At 71.4% G+C, this 16,337-nt stretch carries 14 protein-coding genes and 1 pseudogene; 5 read left to right on the top strand and 10 right to left on the bottom strand.

What is annotated here, in order from left to right; translation table 11 throughout:
* Positions 1 to 49: 49 nt before the first annotated feature.
* Genes ACZ4FV_RS08075 through ACZ4FV_RS08040 form a run of 8 tightly spaced genes read right to left on the bottom strand, consistent with a single transcriptional unit; the run spans position 50 to position 6,413 of the window.
* Positions 50 to 1,948, bottom strand: coding sequence for an NADH-quinone oxidoreductase subunit 5 family protein (locus ACZ4FV_RS08075; RefSeq protein ID WP_465322225.1), 1,899 nt, complete (start codon positions 1,946 to 1,948; stop codon positions 50 to 52).
* Entirely contained in the window at positions 1,939 to 2,262 is a 324-nt protein-coding gene (nuoK, locus tag ACZ4FV_RS08070; RefSeq protein ID WP_395871766.1) for an NADH-quinone oxidoreductase subunit NuoK, read from the bottom strand. The genes ACZ4FV_RS08075 and nuoK overlap by 10 nt, the downstream gene beginning before the upstream one ends.
* A gap of 7 nt (positions 2,263 to 2,269) precedes the next feature.
* Positions 2,270 to 2,830 (bottom strand): NADH-quinone oxidoreductase subunit J, encoded by a 561-nt coding sequence (locus tag ACZ4FV_RS08065; RefSeq protein WP_395871768.1) that lies wholly within the window; start codon positions 2,828 to 2,830, stop codon positions 2,270 to 2,272.
* Positions 2,827 to 3,381, bottom strand: a complete 555-nt coding sequence (locus ACZ4FV_RS08060; protein WP_395871770.1) for a NuoI/complex I 23 kDa subunit family protein — start codon at positions 3,379 to 3,381, stop codon at positions 2,827 to 2,829. Before ACZ4FV_RS08060 ends, ACZ4FV_RS08065 begins: the two co-directional genes overlap by 4 nt.
* Positions 3,381 to 4,337 (bottom strand): complex I subunit 1/NuoH family protein, encoded by a 957-nt coding sequence (locus ACZ4FV_RS08055; protein WP_395871771.1) that lies wholly within the window; start codon positions 4,335 to 4,337, stop codon positions 3,381 to 3,383. The genes ACZ4FV_RS08060 and ACZ4FV_RS08055 overlap by 1 nt, the downstream gene beginning before the upstream one ends.
* The gene (locus ACZ4FV_RS08050) at positions 4,334 to 5,452 is read right to left on the bottom strand and encodes an NADH-quinone oxidoreductase subunit C (protein WP_465322169.1); all 1,119 of its coding nucleotides are present in this window, start codon (positions 5,450 to 5,452) and stop codon (positions 4,334 to 4,336) included. Before ACZ4FV_RS08050 ends, ACZ4FV_RS08055 begins: the two co-directional genes overlap by 4 nt.
* Positions 5,449 to 6,051 (bottom strand): NADH-quinone oxidoreductase subunit B, encoded by a 603-nt coding sequence (locus ACZ4FV_RS08045; protein ID WP_395871775.1) that lies wholly within the window; start codon positions 6,049 to 6,051, stop codon positions 5,449 to 5,451. The genes ACZ4FV_RS08050 and ACZ4FV_RS08045 overlap by 4 nt, the downstream gene beginning before the upstream one ends.
* A complete protein-coding gene (locus ACZ4FV_RS08040; RefSeq protein ID WP_395871777.1) occupies positions 6,042 to 6,413 on the bottom strand; it encodes an NADH-quinone oxidoreductase subunit A in 372 nt (123 codons plus the stop codon). Before ACZ4FV_RS08040 ends, ACZ4FV_RS08045 begins: the two co-directional genes overlap by 10 nt.
* 269 nt (positions 6,414 to 6,682) lie before the next feature.
* Between ACZ4FV_RS08040 and ACZ4FV_RS08035 the strand changes: the two genes are divergently transcribed.
* From ACZ4FV_RS08035 to ACZ4FV_RS08015, 5 genes and pseudogenes are all read left to right on the top strand, one after another.
* On the top strand, positions 6,683 to 8,017 hold the full coding sequence (locus ACZ4FV_RS08035; protein ID WP_395871779.1) for a sensor histidine kinase: 1,335 nt from the start codon (positions 6,683 to 6,685) through the stop codon (positions 8,015 to 8,017).
* Between the two features lie 119 nt (positions 8,018 to 8,136).
* Complete coding sequence (locus tag ACZ4FV_RS08030) at positions 8,137 to 8,781, top strand: response regulator (protein ID WP_395871781.1); 645 nt, start codon at positions 8,137 to 8,139, stop codon at positions 8,779 to 8,781.
* Positions 8,782 to 9,059: 278 nt separating this feature from the next.
* The gene (locus ACZ4FV_RS08025) at positions 9,060 to 10,922 is read left to right on the top strand and encodes a 2-oxoacid:acceptor oxidoreductase subunit alpha (RefSeq protein WP_395871783.1); all 1,863 of its coding nucleotides are present in this window, start codon (positions 9,060 to 9,062) and stop codon (positions 10,920 to 10,922) included.
* Positions 10,923 to 10,989: 67 nt separating this feature from the next.
* On the top strand, positions 10,990 to 11,985 hold the full coding sequence (locus ACZ4FV_RS08020; protein WP_395871830.1) for a 2-oxoacid:ferredoxin oxidoreductase subunit beta: 996 nt from the start codon (positions 10,990 to 10,992) through the stop codon (positions 11,983 to 11,985).
* Positions 11,986 to 12,159: 174 nt separating this feature from the next.
* A pseudogene (locus ACZ4FV_RS08015) lies at positions 12,160 to 14,115 on the top strand (APC family permease); the annotation flags it as partial.
* Between the two features lie 371 nt (positions 14,116 to 14,486).
* On the opposite strand, the gene zapE reads toward ACZ4FV_RS08015, so the two are convergent.
* Positions 14,487 to 15,692 carry a cell division protein ZapE gene (gene zapE, locus ACZ4FV_RS08010; protein WP_465322167.1) on the bottom strand — a complete coding sequence of 402 codons (1,206 nt, stop codon included), beginning with the start codon at positions 15,690 to 15,692 and terminating at the stop codon, positions 14,487 to 14,489.
* A 63-nt stretch (positions 15,693 to 15,755) separates the two neighbouring features.
* Positions 15,756 to 16,262 (bottom strand): helix-turn-helix domain-containing protein, encoded by a 507-nt coding sequence (locus tag ACZ4FV_RS08005; protein ID WP_395871832.1) that lies wholly within the window; start codon positions 16,260 to 16,262, stop codon positions 15,756 to 15,758.
* Positions 16,263 to 16,337 lie beyond the last annotated feature (75 nt).

Here is a 16,337-nt window from a genome sequence, read left to right as displayed (position 1 = left end):
GAGGTCTCCTGGGCATGAGGGGGCGTCGGGGGCAACGGTCGACGGCGCGTCACGAGCCCACCGCCACCGCGACGGCGAGCACGACCACGCCCGCGAACAGGCCGGTCAGGTACAGCCGGACGTTGCCGTTCTGGCCTCGCCGGATTCCGCCGCCGAGCAGCCACGCGCTCTGTGCGGCGCCCTTGACGTAGGTGTCGACGACGGCCCCGTCGGTGAACCGGGACGCCTTGGCGGCGAGTCGGACGGGGGTCACGACCAGCGCCGCGTACAGCCCGTCCACGTCGAACCCGCGCAGTGCCGGGCCGCGCAGCGGACCCAGCGCGCGGGCCGGATCGGCGGCCGGGTCGCGCCGCCACAGCGCGGCGACCGAGCCGGCCCCGAGCCCGAGCGCGATCAGGGCGAGCACCGTGGTCAGCGGGTTCGGGGTCAGTTCGGCATAGCCCAGGTCGCTGCCGAGGGGCGGCAGGCCCGGGAAGGCCACGAAGCCGAACAGCACGGTGGGCACCGTGAGCACGATCAGCGGCCACACCATCGCGGCGGGCGCCTCACCCGGGTGGGCGGGCTCGCCGTAGTCCGCGGCGTCCGCGTGCGCGGGCACCTCCGCGCCGGGCGCCGTCTCGCGCGCCGGCCCGAGGAACACCCGCAGCCACACCCGGGTCGCGTAGGCCGCGGTCAGCACGGCGGTGAGCAGGCCGGCCACCAGGACCAGCCAGCCGGCCACCTGCGGTACCGAGCCGTGGCCGGCGGCGGTGTGCTCGGCCGCGCCGAGCACCGCCTCCTTGCTGAAGAAGCCGGAGAACGGCGGGACACCCGCGAGCGCGGCGAGCCCGGCGGTCATCGTCCAGAACGCGATCGGCGCGCGGTGCCGCAGCCCGCCCATGCCGGCCAGCGCACCGGTTCCGGCGACGTGGATGGCCACCCCGGCGCCGAGGAAGAGCAGCGCCTTGAACGCGCCGTGCGAGAGCAGGTGGAACACCGCCGCGTCGCGCCCGCCGACCGCGAGCCCGCCGGTCATGTAGGCGAGTTGGCCGACCGTCGACCACGCGAGCACCCGCTTGAGGTCCTCTTGGGCGAGCGCGGCCAGCGCGGAGCCGATCATCGTCACCGCGGCCAGCACCGCGAGCACGATCAGCGTCGCGTGCGCGGCCAGGAAGGCCGGGTACAGGCGGGCCACCAGGTAGGCACCGGCGGCGACCATGGTGGCCGCGTGGATCAGCGCGGACACCGGGGTCGGGCCGGCCATCGCGTCCGGCAACCAGGTCTGCAGCGGTACCTGCGCGGACTTGCCCGCGACGCCGCCCAGCAGCAGCAGGGTGCCCGCGGTCACCCACCCGGCGCCGCCCTCGGGCACGGCGGCGAGCACGTCCCGGATCCGGAACGAGTCGGCGCCCGCGGCGAGCACGAGGATGCCGATCAGGAACGGCACGTCGCCGAGCTTGGTGACCACGAACGCCTTGATCGAGGCGGAGCGGGCCGCCTCGGTCTCCCAGTGGTGGCCGATCAGGAAGTACGAGCAGACGCCCATCACCTCCCAGCCGACCAGGAGCACGATCAGGTCGCCGGTGAACACGACGAGCAGCATCGCCGCGGTGAACAGCGACACCAACGCCGCGTAGGACGAGTAGCGCGGGTCCTCGCGCAGGTAGGCGGCCGAGTAGACCTGCACCAGCAGCGCGACCACGGTGACCAGCACCGCGGACAGCGCGGCGAGGCCGTCCACCCGCAGCCCCAGCGTGATGTCCAGGGCGCCGGTGGGGGTCAGCCGCACCACCGACTCGCGCGTGTCGTCGCCGATGCCGGCGGCCACGACGATCGCGAGCACGGTCGCGACCAGGGCCGCGGGTACGGCGAACAGGACCGGGCGCACCCGGCGCCCGAGGAACAGCCCGAGCAGGGCCGCGAGCGCGGGCAGGCCGGTGGCCGTCGCGGCGGCGACCGTCATACCGATCCCTCCTTGTGCTCGGCGAGCTCGCGCAGTTCGGGAACGTCGGTGGTGGCCCGGTTGCGGAACACCATCAGCACGATGGCCAGCCCGAGACCGATCTCGGCGGCGGCGATGGTGATCACGAACAGGGTCAGCGCCTGACCGGCGTGCAGCGTGTCGCGCAGATACATGTCGAACGCGACCAGGTTGACGTTGACGGCGTTGAGCATCAGCTCGATCGACATCAGCACGAGAATCGCGTTGCGGCGCGCGATCACCCCGTAGAGCCCGATGCCGAACAGCAGGACGGCGAGGACGAGCGGATAGACCAGATGCATCGCGGGGTCAGTCCTTCCGGCCCGAGCGCACGCCCGATCGGGAGCGGGACAGCACGATGGCGCCGATCAGCGCGGCCAGGAGCAGCACGGACAACACCTCGAACGGCAGCACCCACACCTTGAACAGGCTCTCCCCGGTGACCCGGGTGCTGCCCACGCTGTCGTCGCCCAGATGCAGGTAGGCGGTGCGGAAGGCGTCCACGATCACGGTGAGCAGGGTCGCGGTGGCGCCCAGCGCGACCACCGCGGCCGGGATCCGGGCGGCGGGGTCGGCCGGTTCGGAGTATCCGATCGGCGCCTTGGTGAGCATCAGGCCGAACAACAGCAGCACCACGACGGCGCCGACGTAGATCAGCACCTGGACCCAGGCGATGAACTCGGCGGTGAGCAGCAGGTACTCGGCGGCCAGCCCGCCGAGCGTGACCACCAGCCACAGCGCGGCGTGCACGACCTGACGGGTGCTCACCACGAGCAGCGCGGAGCCGAGCACGACGACGCCGACCAGGACGAAGGCGATCTCGGCGCCGGTGGGCGAGAGGAATCCGTGCTCGGTGGCGGCGAGGTTCACGGGGTCTCCTCCGCTTCCGGTGTGGCGGCCCGGGCCGCGGCCGCGGCCTTCTCCGCCTTCTCGACGGCCTTGCGAGCCTGGATCAGTTCCTTGGGGTCCTCGGCGTGCTCGTCCAGCGCGGGTGGTGGCGGCACGGTCCACATCCACTCGCGCAGCTTGTCCTTCTCGTGCGTGAGTTCGTGGATGTCGCCGGTCGCGTACTCGAACTCCGGCGACCAGAACAACGCGTCGAACGGACACACCTCGACGCAGATGCCGCAGTACATGCACAGCGCGAAGTCGATCGCGAAGCGGTCGAGCACATTGCGGGTGCGGTCGCGCGCGCCGGGTTCGCGGGCGGGCACGACCTCCTTGTGCGAGTCGATGTAGATGCACCAGTCCGGGCATTCGCGCGCGCACAACATGCAGACCGTGCAGTTCTCCTCGAACAGCGCGATCACCCCGCGCGAGCGGGGCGGCAGTTCCGGGAGGACCTCCGGATAGGACTGTGTGACGGACCTCTTGGTGAGCGTCCTCAGGGTCACCGCGAGGCCCTTGGCCAGGCCCTTCATCAGGTCGCCACCTTTACCACGCCGGTCAGGACGAGTTGGCCGAGCGCGAGCGGGACGAGCACCGTCCACGCGAGCTTTTGCAGTTGGTCCTCGCGCAGTCGCGGATAGCTGACTCGCAGCCAGATCACCACGAACGCCAGGAGGCCGGTCTTGAGCAGGGTCCACAACCAGCCGACCGAGTCCGACCACGGGCCGTGCCAACCGCCCAGGAACAGCACGGTGGTCAGCGCGCACACGATCAGGATCCCGGCGTACTCGGACAGCAGGAACAGTGCGAAGCGCAGGCCGGAGTACTCGGTGTAGGCACCGAAGATGATCTCCGAGTCGGCGACCGGCATGTCGAAGGGCGGGCGCTGGATCTCGGCGAGGCCGGCGGTGAAGAACACCACGCCGCCGATCGCCTGCCAGGGCAGCCACCACCACTCGAAGCCCTCGACGATCCCGGTCAGCGACACGGTCCCGGCGGCCATCGCGACCGAGGCCGCGGCCAGCAGCATCGGCAGTTCGTACGCCATCAACTGGGCGGCCGAGCGGATGCCGCCGAGCAGCGAGTACTTGTTGGCCGAGGCCCAGCCGCCCATCAGCGAGCCGAGCACGCCCACGCCCATCACCGCGAGCACGAACACGATGCCGGCGTCGACGGTCCGGCCGACCAGGCCGTTGGGGCCGATCGGGATGGCGATCAGCACCACGAAGTAGGGGATCAGCGCGACGGCCGGCGCGAGCTTGAACACCCTGCGGTCGGCGCCGGCCGGGACGATGTCCTCTTTCTGCGCGAACTTGACGCCGTCGGCGACCAACTGCGCCCACCCGTGGAAGGCGCCCGCGTAGATCGGGCCGACCCGCGCCTGCATGTGCGCCATCACCTTGTGCTCGGTCTGCCCGATCAGCAGCGGCAGCACGAGGAACGCCCCGAGCACGAGAACGAGCCGGAGGCACACGTCGAGGAGACTCACGGGGTGTCCCCTTCGGTGGACGGGCGGGTCGGACCGCTCTCGCGCGGTTCGACGGCGGGCGCCTCGGGCGACGCGGCGGATTCGGCGGGTGCGGTGGACCCGGCCGGCGCCTCGGGCTCGGATGGCGCCGCAGGCTCGGATGGCGCCTCGGGCGACGCACCGGATTCGGAGGGCGTCGTGGACTCGGGCCGCGCGGCGGGCTCGGGTGGCGCCCCAGGCGCCGATGCGGGCTCGGGTGGCGCCGCAGGCGCCGGTGACGCCGGCTCGGTCGGCGGAGTCGAGTCGGTCGCGGGAGGCTCGGGCGACGCCGGCTCCGGCGCGGCCGGCGGCGCGGCGCTCTGGCTCGCCGAACCCTGCGACACGCTGCGGGTGCGACGCGCGGGCGGTGCACCCTCGCCCGCCTGGCTCGCGGAACCGGCCGCGGCGCCGCGGGTGCGGCGCGCCGGCGGCGCGCCCTCGCCGGCCTGACTCGCCGAGCCCGCCGCGGCGCCGCGGGCGCGGCGTGGGCGTTCCTCGGCGGCGGTAGCGGCCTCGGCCGCCGCCTCCTCCTTGTGCGGACCCCAGGTCGCCGGATCCGGTACGCCCGGCGGCAACGTACGGCGGCGGCCCGGCGAGCGGCCGGGCCCGGCACCGTGGTCGGACTCGCCCGGTTCCTTGGCACCGGGCCACGCCTTGGCCACCCGCGCGGCCAGGACGAACTCCTTGCGCAGCGGGTGTCCCTCGAAGCCGTCCGGCAACAGCAGCGGATCCAGGCCCGGGTGGTCGGTGAAGTCGATGCCGAACATCTCGTGCGTCTCCCGCTCGTGCCAGCGGGCCCCCGCGTACACCCCGGTCACGGTCGCGAGCACGGCGGCCTCGCGCGGCACGCGGGTACGCAGCAGCAGCCTGGGCCCGGTCGGGATCGCGCACACGTGCGCGACCACGTCGAACCCCTCGGCGAGTTCGTCGACACCGGTGAGCCAGTCGAAGAACGCGCAGCCGAGCACGTCGCGCGCGGCGGTCAGCGCGGCCGGCCAGTTCTGCGCCGCGACATCGACGGTGACCAGTCCGTACGCGTCCGACACCGCGAGCACCAGATCCTCGCCCAGGCCCGCGCGGATCTCCTCCGGGGTCATCCGGCATCCCCCGCCGCGGGCTTCGGCGGCGCGACCAGCGGTCGCGCGAGCGCGGCGGCGGGCAGCTTGCGGGCGTACCGGGCGGCCGGGTTCTCCACCGCGATCCGCTCCTGGAGCTTGAGGATGCCCTGGAGCAGCGCCTCGGGCCGGGGCGGGCAGCCGGGCACGTACACGTCGACCGGCACGATCTGGTCCACGCCCTTGGTGACGCAGTACGAATCCCAGTACGGACCGCCGCAGTTCGCGCAGGACCCGAACGAGATGACGTACTTGGGCTCGGGCATCTGCTCGTACAGCCGCTTGATCGCGGGCGCCATCTTGTCGCTGACCGTCCCCGAGACCACCATCAGGTCGGCCTGCCGGGGCCCGGGCGCGAACGGGATCACGCCCAGTCGGATGAAGTCGTGCCTGGCCATCGAGGACGCGATGAACTCGATCGCGCAACACGCCAGGCCGAAGTTGAACACCCAGAGGGAGTAGCGCCGTCCCCAGTTGAGCACGAGCCGCACCGGGTCCGGCGCGAGCCGCGAGAGCACCCCGAGCCGCGGCTGCGGGAGGTCGACCGGTGTGCGTTCCACCGGTGCCGGTGTCAGGTCCATGCGAGGACACCCTTTCGCCACGCGTACAGCAGTCCGGTGGCCAGGAAGCCGACGAACACGAACATCTCCACCAGGGTCGCGGCGCCGAAGCCCGGCGCGTCGAACACCGTCGCCCAGGGGAACAGGTAGATCACGTCGACCGCGAAGATGACGTAGAGGTACGCGTAGAGGTAGTACCGGATGTGGACCTGCGCCCACCCCACCCCCACCGGGTCGACCCCGCACTCGTACGTCGTGAGCTTCTCGTGCGTGGGTACGCTCGGTCGCAACAGTCGCCCGCCGGCGAACGCCACCGCGACGAAGGCCGACGCGACGAGCAGCACCAGACCCACGAGCGCGTACGTTCCGTAGTAGCCCTCCACCTGGCGCCTGCCTCCCGATCCGACATTGCCCGAACGTTGCGTGGACGTTGCTTACGTTTGTGGCACGGGAGTCTAGGGGGGTTGCGCCGGACCTGTCCCCGGTGTCCAATCCGCCGACCGGCCGGATCGGCGATACCGCTCCCGAAGCCAAGGTGGTAGGGACAACCCCACCCCCAAGACACCGACCCGCGCCATGGGACCCGCCCGGGTCACCGGGCAGAGTTGACCCAACGGATCGGCTTCTCTCCCAGCGAGGCAACTCCATGTCCATGCCCTCACCCGTGACTGCCTACGACGGGTCCACAGGTGATGCCCCGGCCCGAGCGCGGCCGGGCATCCTGCGCGCGCCGTTCACGGTGCGCACGTGGACCGACACGATCCATCTCGTGCTCAATCTGCCCATCGGCATCGTCGGTTTCACCTACGCCGTGGTGTTCATCGCGCTCGGCGTCGGTCTGACCCCGCTGTTCCTGATCGGGTTGCCGATGTTGGCGTTGACCCTGATGGGCAGCCGGCTGTTCGGCCGGATGGAGCGGGCCCGGGCGAGCGCGCTGCTGGACGAGCATGTGCGCGCACCGGCCCCGCTCCGGCCGCGGCCGGGGTTCACCGGCTGGATCAAGTCCGCGCTGACCGACCGGACCGGGTGGCGGGCCTGCCTGTATCTGTGCGTGCAACTGCCCTGGGGCGTCTTCACCTTCGCCGTCACCACGGCGCTGTGGGCGGCGTCGCTGACCATGGTCACCTATCCGCTCACCCAGCCGCTGTATCGCCGGGCCGACATGCCCGGCGCGAAGCTCTCCGGCGACGGGCCGCACGCGCCGGGCGCCGACCACTACCTCGCCGGGCCTGGCCCGGTGACGCTGACCATGGCGGCGGGCGTGCTGCTGCTCCTGGCGACGCCGTGGCTGGTGCGCGGGATGGCCAACGTGGACCGGGTGATGGTGCGCGGACTGCTCGGCCCGAAGTTCCTGTCCGAGCAGGTGCGCGACCTGACCGTGTCCCGGGAGGCCGCCGTCGACACCGCCGCGTCCGACCTGCGCCGGATCGAGCGCGACCTGCACGACGGCGCGCAGGCCCGACTGGTCGCCCTGGCGATGGACCTGGGCATGGCGAAGGAGAATCTGAACGCGAGCCAGGACACCGAGACCGCGCGGATGGTCTCCTCCGCGCACGACGAGGTCAAGCTCGCCCTCCAGGAACTGCGCGACCTGGCCCGGGGCATCCATCCGGCGGTGCTCACCGACCGGGGTCTGGACGCGGCGCTGTCCTCGATCGCGGCCCGCTGCACGGTCCCGGTCCGGGTCGAGGTGGACCTGCCCGGTCGGCCGGCCGCGCCGATCGAGTCGGTCGCCTACTTCTGCGCGTCCGAACTGCTGACCAACGTCTCCAAGCACGCCCGGGCCACCCACGCGTGGGTGACCGTGGGCCACCAGGACGGCCGGATGTATCTGATCGTCGCCGACGACGGCGCCGGTGGTGCCTCGACCGGCAAGGGGTCCGGGCTGGCCGGCCTGATCGAGCGGGTGCGCGGGGTGGACGGCACGCTGACCGTGGACAGCCCCGAGGGCGGGCCCACCAGGGTCACCGTGTGGCTGCCGCTGTGAGGACGCGGCGGGGCTGAGATCCGACCCGCCCGCGGTACACCGCATCGACTCGAATCCGGAAGACTGTAGCCGCACCCGCTCCTCGGGTGCGGCTACCGGATTTGGGGGATGTGAACGCTGTGCGCGTCGTCATCGCTGAGGATTCCGTACTACTTAGAGACGGTTTGTCCCGCCTGTTGACCGCTCGCGGCCACGAGGTCGTGGGCGAGGTCGGGGATGCCGAGCGGCTGGTCGCCGTCGCGGGCGAGCTGCTCCCGGACGTGTGCGTGGTGGACGTGCGCATGCCGCCCACGCACACCGACGAGGGCATTCGCGCCGCGGTGCGGATGCGGGCGACGCTGCCGCAGGTCGGCGTGCTTGTCCTGTCACAGTACGTCGAGGAGCAGTACGCGACGGAGTTGCTGGCGGGCAACACCAGCGGGGTCGGCTATCTGCTCAAGGACCGGGTCGCCGACGTCGGCGACTTCGTCGCGGCGGTCGAGCGGGTCGCGACCGGCGGCACGGCGCTCGACCCCGAGGTCGTCTCCCAGTTGCTCGGCCGTTCCCGCAAGCGCGACGTGGTGGAAAAGCTCACACCGCGCGAGCGCGAGGTGCTCGGCCTGATGGCCGAGGGGCGCACGAACGCGGCGGTCGCGCAGGCCCTGGTGGTGTCCGACGGAGCGGTGGAGAAGCACGTAAGCAACATCTTCGGGAAGCTCGGTCTCGCACCCAGTGACACCGATCACAGACGAGTCCTCGCGGTACTCGCATATCTCGGATCCTGACATCGTAGGGATCGAATTACTGGACCCATGCAATCATCCGGTCGATCGGAGCAGCCGTCCCGAATCGGGACGGGCTCTTGGTTTGCTCGGATATAGGCGGATATGTGCCCCCCTGCGGGTCATGTCCGCAGCGTGACACCGCTCACGTCACGCGCCAGGGCGGATCCTCGCCCGCTCCGGGGGGCGCCACGGCCCCCATCTGTACCGCCGTACGATGAAACTGCGACATCCGCGCGGTGCGCGGACCAACCGCCGCAGCGCCGAGGAGGTCCTTCCCCGTGACCAAGCAGGTCAAGCAGCTCGACCGGGTAGTGATCCGGTTCGCCGGCGATTCCGGTGACGGAATGCAGCTGACGGGCGACCGTTTCACGTCCGAGACGGCGACGTTCGGAAACGATCTGTCGACCCTTCCCAACTTCCCCGCCGAGATTCGGGCGCCCGCGGGCACCCTGCCGGGCGTGTCGAGTTTCCAGCTCCACTTCGCCGACCACGACATCCTGACGCCGGGCGACGCCCCGACCGTCCTGGTCGCGATGAACCCGGCGGCGCTCAAGGCCAACATCCGCGACCTGCCGCGCGGGGCCGAGATCATCGTCAACACCGACGAGTTCTCCAAGCGCGCGATGGCCAAGGTCGGCTACGCGAACAGTCCGCTGGAGGACGGCTCGCTGGACGCGTACAACGTGCACGCGATCCCGCTGACCACGCTGACCGTCGGTTCGCTGGCCGAGTTCGAGATCTCCAAGAAGGACGCCGAGCGGGCGAAGAACATGTTCGCGCTCGGCCTGCTGTCCTGGCTGTACCACCGGCCTACCGAGGCGACCATCGCCTTCCTGCGCAAGAAGTTCGCCAAGCTGCCGGTGATCGCCGAGGCCAACGTCGCGGCGTTCAAGGCGGGTTGGAACTTCGGTGAGACCACGGACGACTTCGCGGTCTCCTACGAGGTGGCCCCGGCGAAGCTGCCGGCCGGGACGTACCGCAACATCACCGGCAACCTCGCGCTGTCCTACGGCCTGGTGGCCGCCGGGCAACTGTCCGAGCTGCCGGTCTACCTCGGTTCGTACCCGATCACCCCGGCCTCGGACATCCTGCACGAGCTGGCCAAGCACAAGAACTTCGGCGTGCGCACCTTCCAGGCCGAGGACGAGATCGCGGGCATCGGTGCCGCGCTCGGCGCGTCCTTCGGCGGCGCGCTCGGGGTGACCACCACGTCCGGCCCCGGCGTCGCGCTCAAGTCCGAGACGATCGGCCTGGCCGTCTCGCTGGAGCTTCCGCTGCTGATCGTCGACGTGCAGCGCGGCGGACCCTCGACCGGCCTGCCGACCAAGACCGAGCAGTCCGACCTGCTCCAGGCCATGTTCGGGCGCAACGGCGAGGCCCCGGTGCCGATCGTGGCCCCGCAGACCCCGTCCGACTGCTTCGCGGCCACCATCGAGGCGGCCCGGATCGCGCTGAAGTACCGCACCCCGGTCTTCCTGCTCTCCGACGGCTACCTGGCCAATGGCTCGGAGCCGTGGCGCCTGCCGGAGACGTCCGAACTGCCGGACCTGCGCGTCGAGTTCGCGACCGAACCGAACCAGGAGATGCCGGACGGGACCAAGGAGTTCTGGCCCTACAAGCGCGACCCCGAGACGCTGGCCCGCCCGTGGGCGGTCCCCGGCACGCCGGGCCTGGAACACCGGATCGGCGGCATCGAGAAGGCCGACGGCATCGGATCGATCTCCTACGACCCGGCCAACCACGACCTGATGGTGCGCACCCGACAGGCCAAGGTCGACGGGATCGCGAACGACATCGAGCCGCTGTGGGTGGACGACGCGACCGGTGACGCCAAGGTGCTCGTGATCGGGTGGGGTTCCACCTACGGTCCGATCGCCGCCGGTGTCCGTCGGGTGCGGGCCGCGGGCGGCAAGGTCGCGCAGGCCCACCTGCGTCACCTCAACCCTTTCCCGGCCAACACGGCCGAGGTGCTCAAGTCGTACGACAAGGTGATCGTCCCGGAGATGAACCTGGGTCAGCTCGCCCTGCTCCTGCGCGGGAAGTTCCTCGTGGACGCCATGTCCTACACCCAGGTTCGCGGTCTGCCGTTCAAGTCCGAGGAACTGGCTCACGTGATCCAGGAAGTGATCGAGAGTGTCTGAGTCTGCGAACGGCGCCGGCGGTTTCCCTTCGCTGTCGCTGATCCCGAAGGCCGACGGCAAGCAGTCCATGAAGGACTTCAAGTCGGACCAGGAGGTGCGCTGGTGCCCGGGTTGCGGGGACTACGCGATCCTGGCGGCCGTGCAGGGCTTCATGCCCGAACTCGGTCTCCGCAAGGAGAACATCGTGTGGGTCTCGGGCATCGGCTGCTCCAGCCGCTTCCCGTACTACATGAACACCTACGGCATGCACTCGATCCACGGGCGCGCGCCGGCCATCGCGACCGGTCTGGCCACCTCGCGCGAGGACCTCTCGGTATGGGTGGTCACCGGTGACGGCGACGCGCTGTCCATCGGCGGCAATCACCTGATCCACGCGCTGCGGCGCAACGTCAACCTGAAGATCCTGCTGTTCAACAACCGGATCTACGGCCTGACCAAGGGTCAGTACTCGCCGACCTCCGAGACCGGCAAGATCACCAAGTCCACCCCGATGGGCTCGCTCGACCACCCGTTCAACCCGCTGTCGGTGGCCATCGGCGCCGAGGCCTCGTTCGTGGCCCGGTCGATCGACTCCGACCGCAAGCACCTGACCTCGGTGCTGCGCGCGGCGGCGGCGCACGAGGGCACCGCGCTGGTGGAGATCTACCAGAACTGCAACATCTTCAACGACGGCGCGTTCGAGCAGCTCAAGGACCCGGAGAAGCGGGACGACGTGACCATCCGGCTGGAGCACGGGCAGCCGATCCGGTTCGGCTCGGACGGGCAGTTCGGCGTGATCCGGGGTGCGCGCGGTTCGCTGGACGTGGCCGAGGTGGCCAAGGTCGGCGAGGACGCGCTGATGGTGCACGACGCGCACGCGGACAACCCGGAGTTGGCCTTCGCGCTGACCCGGCTGGGCGATCTGACCAGCAACACGCACACCCCCATCGGCGTCTTCCGCGACATTCGGCGCCCGGTCTACGACCGGCTGATGTCGGCCCAGATGGCCGAGGCGGCGAGCACCCAGGGCGCCGGCGACCTGGCCTCGCTGATCCGGGGCAACGACACCTGGACGATCAACTAGCGACACCGGCACGACCGGCGACGCCGGTACACGCGGATGGGGCCCGGCGGAATTCCGCCGGGCCCCACGCGTGTGCCGGGCCCGCGCCCGGCCGCACGTGCCGGGCCTGCGCCACGGCCCCTGTTCGGCCGAGCACGGGCATGTGCGGCGGGGCGCCGGGGCAGCCGAGGGGTCATGCAGCCACCGACCGGCCCGCCCGCTCCGCTCAGCGTGGACGTCCGGATTCCCGAGACGGTCGGATACCGGCTCAAGAAGCGACTGCTCGGCCCGCCGCTGGTGACCTCGCGGCTGCGCGGCGAGAAATTGTCCAACCCGACCGCGCTGGGCGTATTGGCCTCGGACTGCATCTCGTCGTCGGCGTACGGCACCGAGCAGATGTTGCGGGCGCTGGTGCCCTACATCGGCCTCGCGGCGTTCACCCTGCTCCTGCCGGTCACCTACGCGATCCTCGCGGTGCTGCTGTTGCTGACCCTGTGCTATCGGGACGTGGTGAGCCTGTACAGCAAGGCGGGCGGCTCCTACATCGTCGCGCGCGACAACTTCGGGCCGCGCGTCGCGCAGGTCGCCTCGGTCGCGCTGCTGATCGACTACGTGGTCACCGTCGCGGTGCAGACGGCGGCCGGCACCGACGCCATCGCCTCGCTGCTGCACCTGCTGTGGGGCACCGACATCAGCGGCTGGAAGCCGGAGATCTGTGTCGGCGTGGTCGCGGTGCTGTTCTACGGCAACCTGCGCGGGGTCAAGGAGGCCGGGCGCACGTTCGCGCTGCCCGCATACCTGTTCATGGGCGCGATGGCGATCGTGTTCGTGGTCGCGCTGGTGCGCTGGGCGAGCGACGGCGCGCTGCCGCAGGCGGACGTACACGCCGCCGGCGCCGTGCCGCTCGGCGAGTCCGGCAACGGACTGCTCTACGGCGCCTCGTTGTTCGTGGTGCTGCGGGCGTTCGCCAACGGCGGCTCCTCGCTGACCGGTCTGGAGGCGCTCTCGAACAGCGTGTCCACCTTCCGCGAACCGCGCGCCCGCAACGCGCGCAAGACGCTGGTGGCGATGTCGCTGGTGCTCGCGACCCTGGTGCTGGGCATCTCGCTGCTCGCGCACGCCACCCACGCGATCCCCTACCTGGAGGGCGATCCGACGGTGATCGCGCAGGAGGCGCACCTGGTCCTGGGTGAGGGCGTGCTCGGTCGGGCCGGGTTGATCTTCGTGCAACTGGCCACCGCGCTGATCCTGTACACCGGCGCGAACACGCCGTTCAACGGCTTCCCGTTCCTGGCCGACTTCGTCGCCGAGGACGCGTTCCTGCCGAAGATGTTGCGCAAGCGCGGCCACCGGCTGGCCTTCTCGAACGGGATCATCCTGCTCGCGGTGCCCGCCGTCGCGCTGCTGCTGGCGACCGGGGCGAGCGTGGACTCGCTGGTCGCGCTGTACGCGATCGGCGTGTTCACCGGGTTCATGATGGCCGGCGCCGGGCTGACCAGGCACCACTGGAGGGTGCGCACCGGTCACTGGCGGGCCGCGACCGTGCTCAACGCGCTCACGGCCGTGGTCTCCGCCGCGGTGGTGCTGATCTTCGCGGTCACCAAGTTCACCGAGGGCGCGTGGCTGGTGGTGGTGCTCTTCCCGTTGGGCGTGTGGGCGCTGATCGGGGTCAACCGGCGCTACCGCGAGGAGGCGGCGGCACTCGCGGTGGCACCGGCCACGGCGGACTTCAACATTCGCGATCGCTCGGTGGTCGTGGTGCTGGTCGACTCGCTCGACGTCGCGGTGCTCCAGGCGGTGCGCTACGCCCGCTCGCTGCGCGCGGACGACCTGCGCGCGGCGCACTTCGTGCTGGACAGCCGGCACGCGAAGAAGCTGAGCAAGCGGTGGGAGGCGAGTCGGGCCGCCGACATCCCGCTGGAGCTGATCGAGTGTCCGGACCGGCGGCTGGCCCGGGCGGTGCTGGAACTGGCCGCGCGCGAGGTGGCGGACGGCGCGTCCGGAATCACCATGCTGCTGCCTCGGCACACCTATCCACCGGGCATCGGGCGCCTGCTGCACGGCCGCACCACCGACTCGATCGCGTCGGCGCTGACCCGGGTACCGCACGCGATCGCCACCATCGTGCCGTTCGACGTGGCCGCGGCGATGGCGCACCGGCCGATGCCGACGGAGCCTGCGGCGGCCAGGTGTGTGACCCGGTTGTTGCCGACGATGGACGCCGAGCCGGAGTCGGCGGACCGCGTGGCGGGTGCCACGTCGGTGGCCGAGCTCAAGTGGCGGCAGCGAGCCGAGGTGGTCGGCCGGGTCCGGTCGGTGTCCACGTCGCCGGAGAGCGCCCGGCCGGCCCTGGAGGTCGAGCTGTACGACCGCACCGGCGGCCTCAGGCTGCTCTTCCACGGCCGCCGGCACCTCGCGGGCGTGGAACCGGGCCGCCGGATGCGGGTGCACGGGGTGGTCGGCGAGTCGGAGGGCCACCTGGCGATGTCCGACCCGAGCTATGAACTGCTGCCGGAGGACGACTAGCGGGAGTGCTCCGCGCCGCCGCCTTTGTCGGCGCTCTCGGCGCCCTCGACGCCCTCGACGCCCTCGACATCCTCGACGCTCTTGCCGCCGACGCCGTTGTCCGAGCCGACGCCGTTGTCCGAGCCGTCGACGCGGCGGAGCAGGCCCAGGCGGCTGGCCGTGCGGGTGATGTCCGTCGGCAGGTCGTCGCCGGCGAGGATTTCGGTCAGGGTGCGGTCGCTGCACAGGAAGAGCCGTACGTCGGCGTCGCAGCAGACGTCGATCAGGTTCACGAACCGCTGCCGGGCCTCGGCGCTCGCCGTCTTGAGCGCGGGCAGCCCGTCGAGCACCCACGTGGGGTACGTCTCGGCCAGGACGAGGTAGTCCAGCGGCGACGTCCGGCCCTCGCACAGCTCCGCGAACCCGCCCCACAACTCGCCCGGTCGGGCCGCCGCGACGGCGAGCTCGCGGTGGTTGACCCGCAGCGTGACCGCCTCGTCGGGCGTGGGCGGTACGAGTTGCTGCCCGCGCAACTGCTCGGGGTCGCCGGGCCACAACACCGCTCCGCGGGCGAACGCGGTGTCCAGGGTCTCGATCCGGGGCAGCGACCGGTAGTCATGCGGTCCGGCGACCGTAACCACGGTCATCCGCGCCTCGATCTCGCGGATCGTCGGCTCGAACAGGTGGTGGTGGAGCGGGTTGGGCAGCAGCCCGGCGGGCGGGTAATTGGACGTGCAGACCAGAACCACCCCGCGCGCGTGCAGTTCCCGCAGCAGGCGGGTGACCAGCATCGCGTCGCCCGGGTCGTGCACGTGGAACTCGTCGAAGCACAACAGGTCGACGTCGCCGACCAGTTCGGACACGGCCGCGTCGACGGCGCTGCGCTCGTGGCCGTGGTCGTCGCGGTGCCGGCGGACCGCCTCGTGCAGGCGTCGGAAGAAGGCGTGAAAGTGCACCCGCGTTCGGCGCTCGGCGGGCAGCGGTACGGCCGCGAAGAACGTGTCGAGCAGCCAGGTCTTGCCCCGGCCGACCGGACCCCACAGGTACAGCCCCGCTGCCGGCCGGCGATGGAACAGGCCGTGCCCTCGGCCCCGACCCAGCGCCGCGCCGAGCTCGGCGAGCCGATCGGCGGCCTGCTCCTGTGCCGCGTCGAGCAGGTATCCGCGCGCACGTGCGGTCTCGTGGAAGTGGCCTCGCATCGTCTCGACCGTCGTCCGCCCCATGATCGGGATCGTAGTGAACGGCCCTTCGAGGGCTTCGCCGCCGGCCGGGATCGGCGGCGCGGGTCAGGGGCGCGCGGCGAACAGCACGGTCAGGAGCGGTACGACGCGCATCGCGGGTACCTCGTAGTGCCCTCGGCCCACGGTGCGCAGCCAGCCGGCCGCGACCAGTTGGCGCAGGTGGTGGTAGACCTGCCCGCTGGTCCCCATCCCCTCCAGGGCGCCGAGTTCGGCCGCGGTGTCGGTGCCGCGCAGGATCTCGCGCAGCAGGGACAGTCGTACGGGGTGGCCGAGGGCGCCCAGGTGCTCGGCGAACGGCGCCCAGTCCTCGGCGAGCAACGCGTCCGCGTCGGCGGCCAGTTGCCACTCGACGGGCGTTCCCTGGGGCAGTCGCAGGGCGCCGGTGTACAGCAGCGCGCCGATCCCGTAGTGCTCCTTGAGCCCTTCCAGGGCCCAGAATGCCTCGGCGTCCGGGCTCGGCACGAACCGGTCGGCCGATCCGGTCGGCGGTTCGGCGGCCGCGGCCTCCAGCGCCGCGACGCGCTCGGTCAACGCGTCCAGGCGCGCGAGCAGGGCGGCCGGGTCGATCTTGTCGGCCTTGTCGGTCTTCTCGGTCGCAGTGGTCGGGTCGTTCCGTTCACTGTCGTC

This window comes from Embleya sp. NPDC025285, assembly GCF_055558835.1.
This window is presented reverse-complemented; position numbering and strand designations above follow the sequence as displayed.

Bases quoted from the DNA above. Each gene is read 5' to 3' on its own strand.
- nuoK (WP_395871766.1), bottom strand. From the start codon at position 2,262: ATGCATCTGGTCTATCCGCTCGTCCTCGCCGTCCTGCTGTTCGGCATC.
- ACZ4FV_RS08060 (WP_395871770.1), bottom strand. From the start codon at position 3,381: ATGAAGGGCCTGGCCAAGGGCCTCGCGGTGACCCTGAGGACGCTCACC.
- ACZ4FV_RS08050 (WP_465322169.1), bottom strand. From the start codon at position 5,452: ATGACCCCGGAGGAGATCCGCGCGGGCCTGGGCGAGGATCTGGTGCTC.
- ACZ4FV_RS08045 (WP_395871775.1), bottom strand. From the start codon at position 6,051: ATGGACCTGACACCGGCACCGGTGGAACGCACACCGGTCGACCTCCCG.
- ACZ4FV_RS08035 (WP_395871779.1), top strand. From the start codon at position 6,683: ATGCCCTCACCCGTGACTGCCTACGACGGGTCCACAGGTGATGCCCCG.
- ACZ4FV_RS08020 (WP_395871830.1), top strand. From the start codon at position 10,990: ATGAAGGACTTCAAGTCGGACCAGGAGGTGCGCTGGTGCCCGGGTTGC.
- zapE (WP_465322167.1), bottom strand. From the start codon at position 15,692: ATGGGGCGGACGACGGTCGAGACGATGCGAGGCCACTTCCACGAGACC.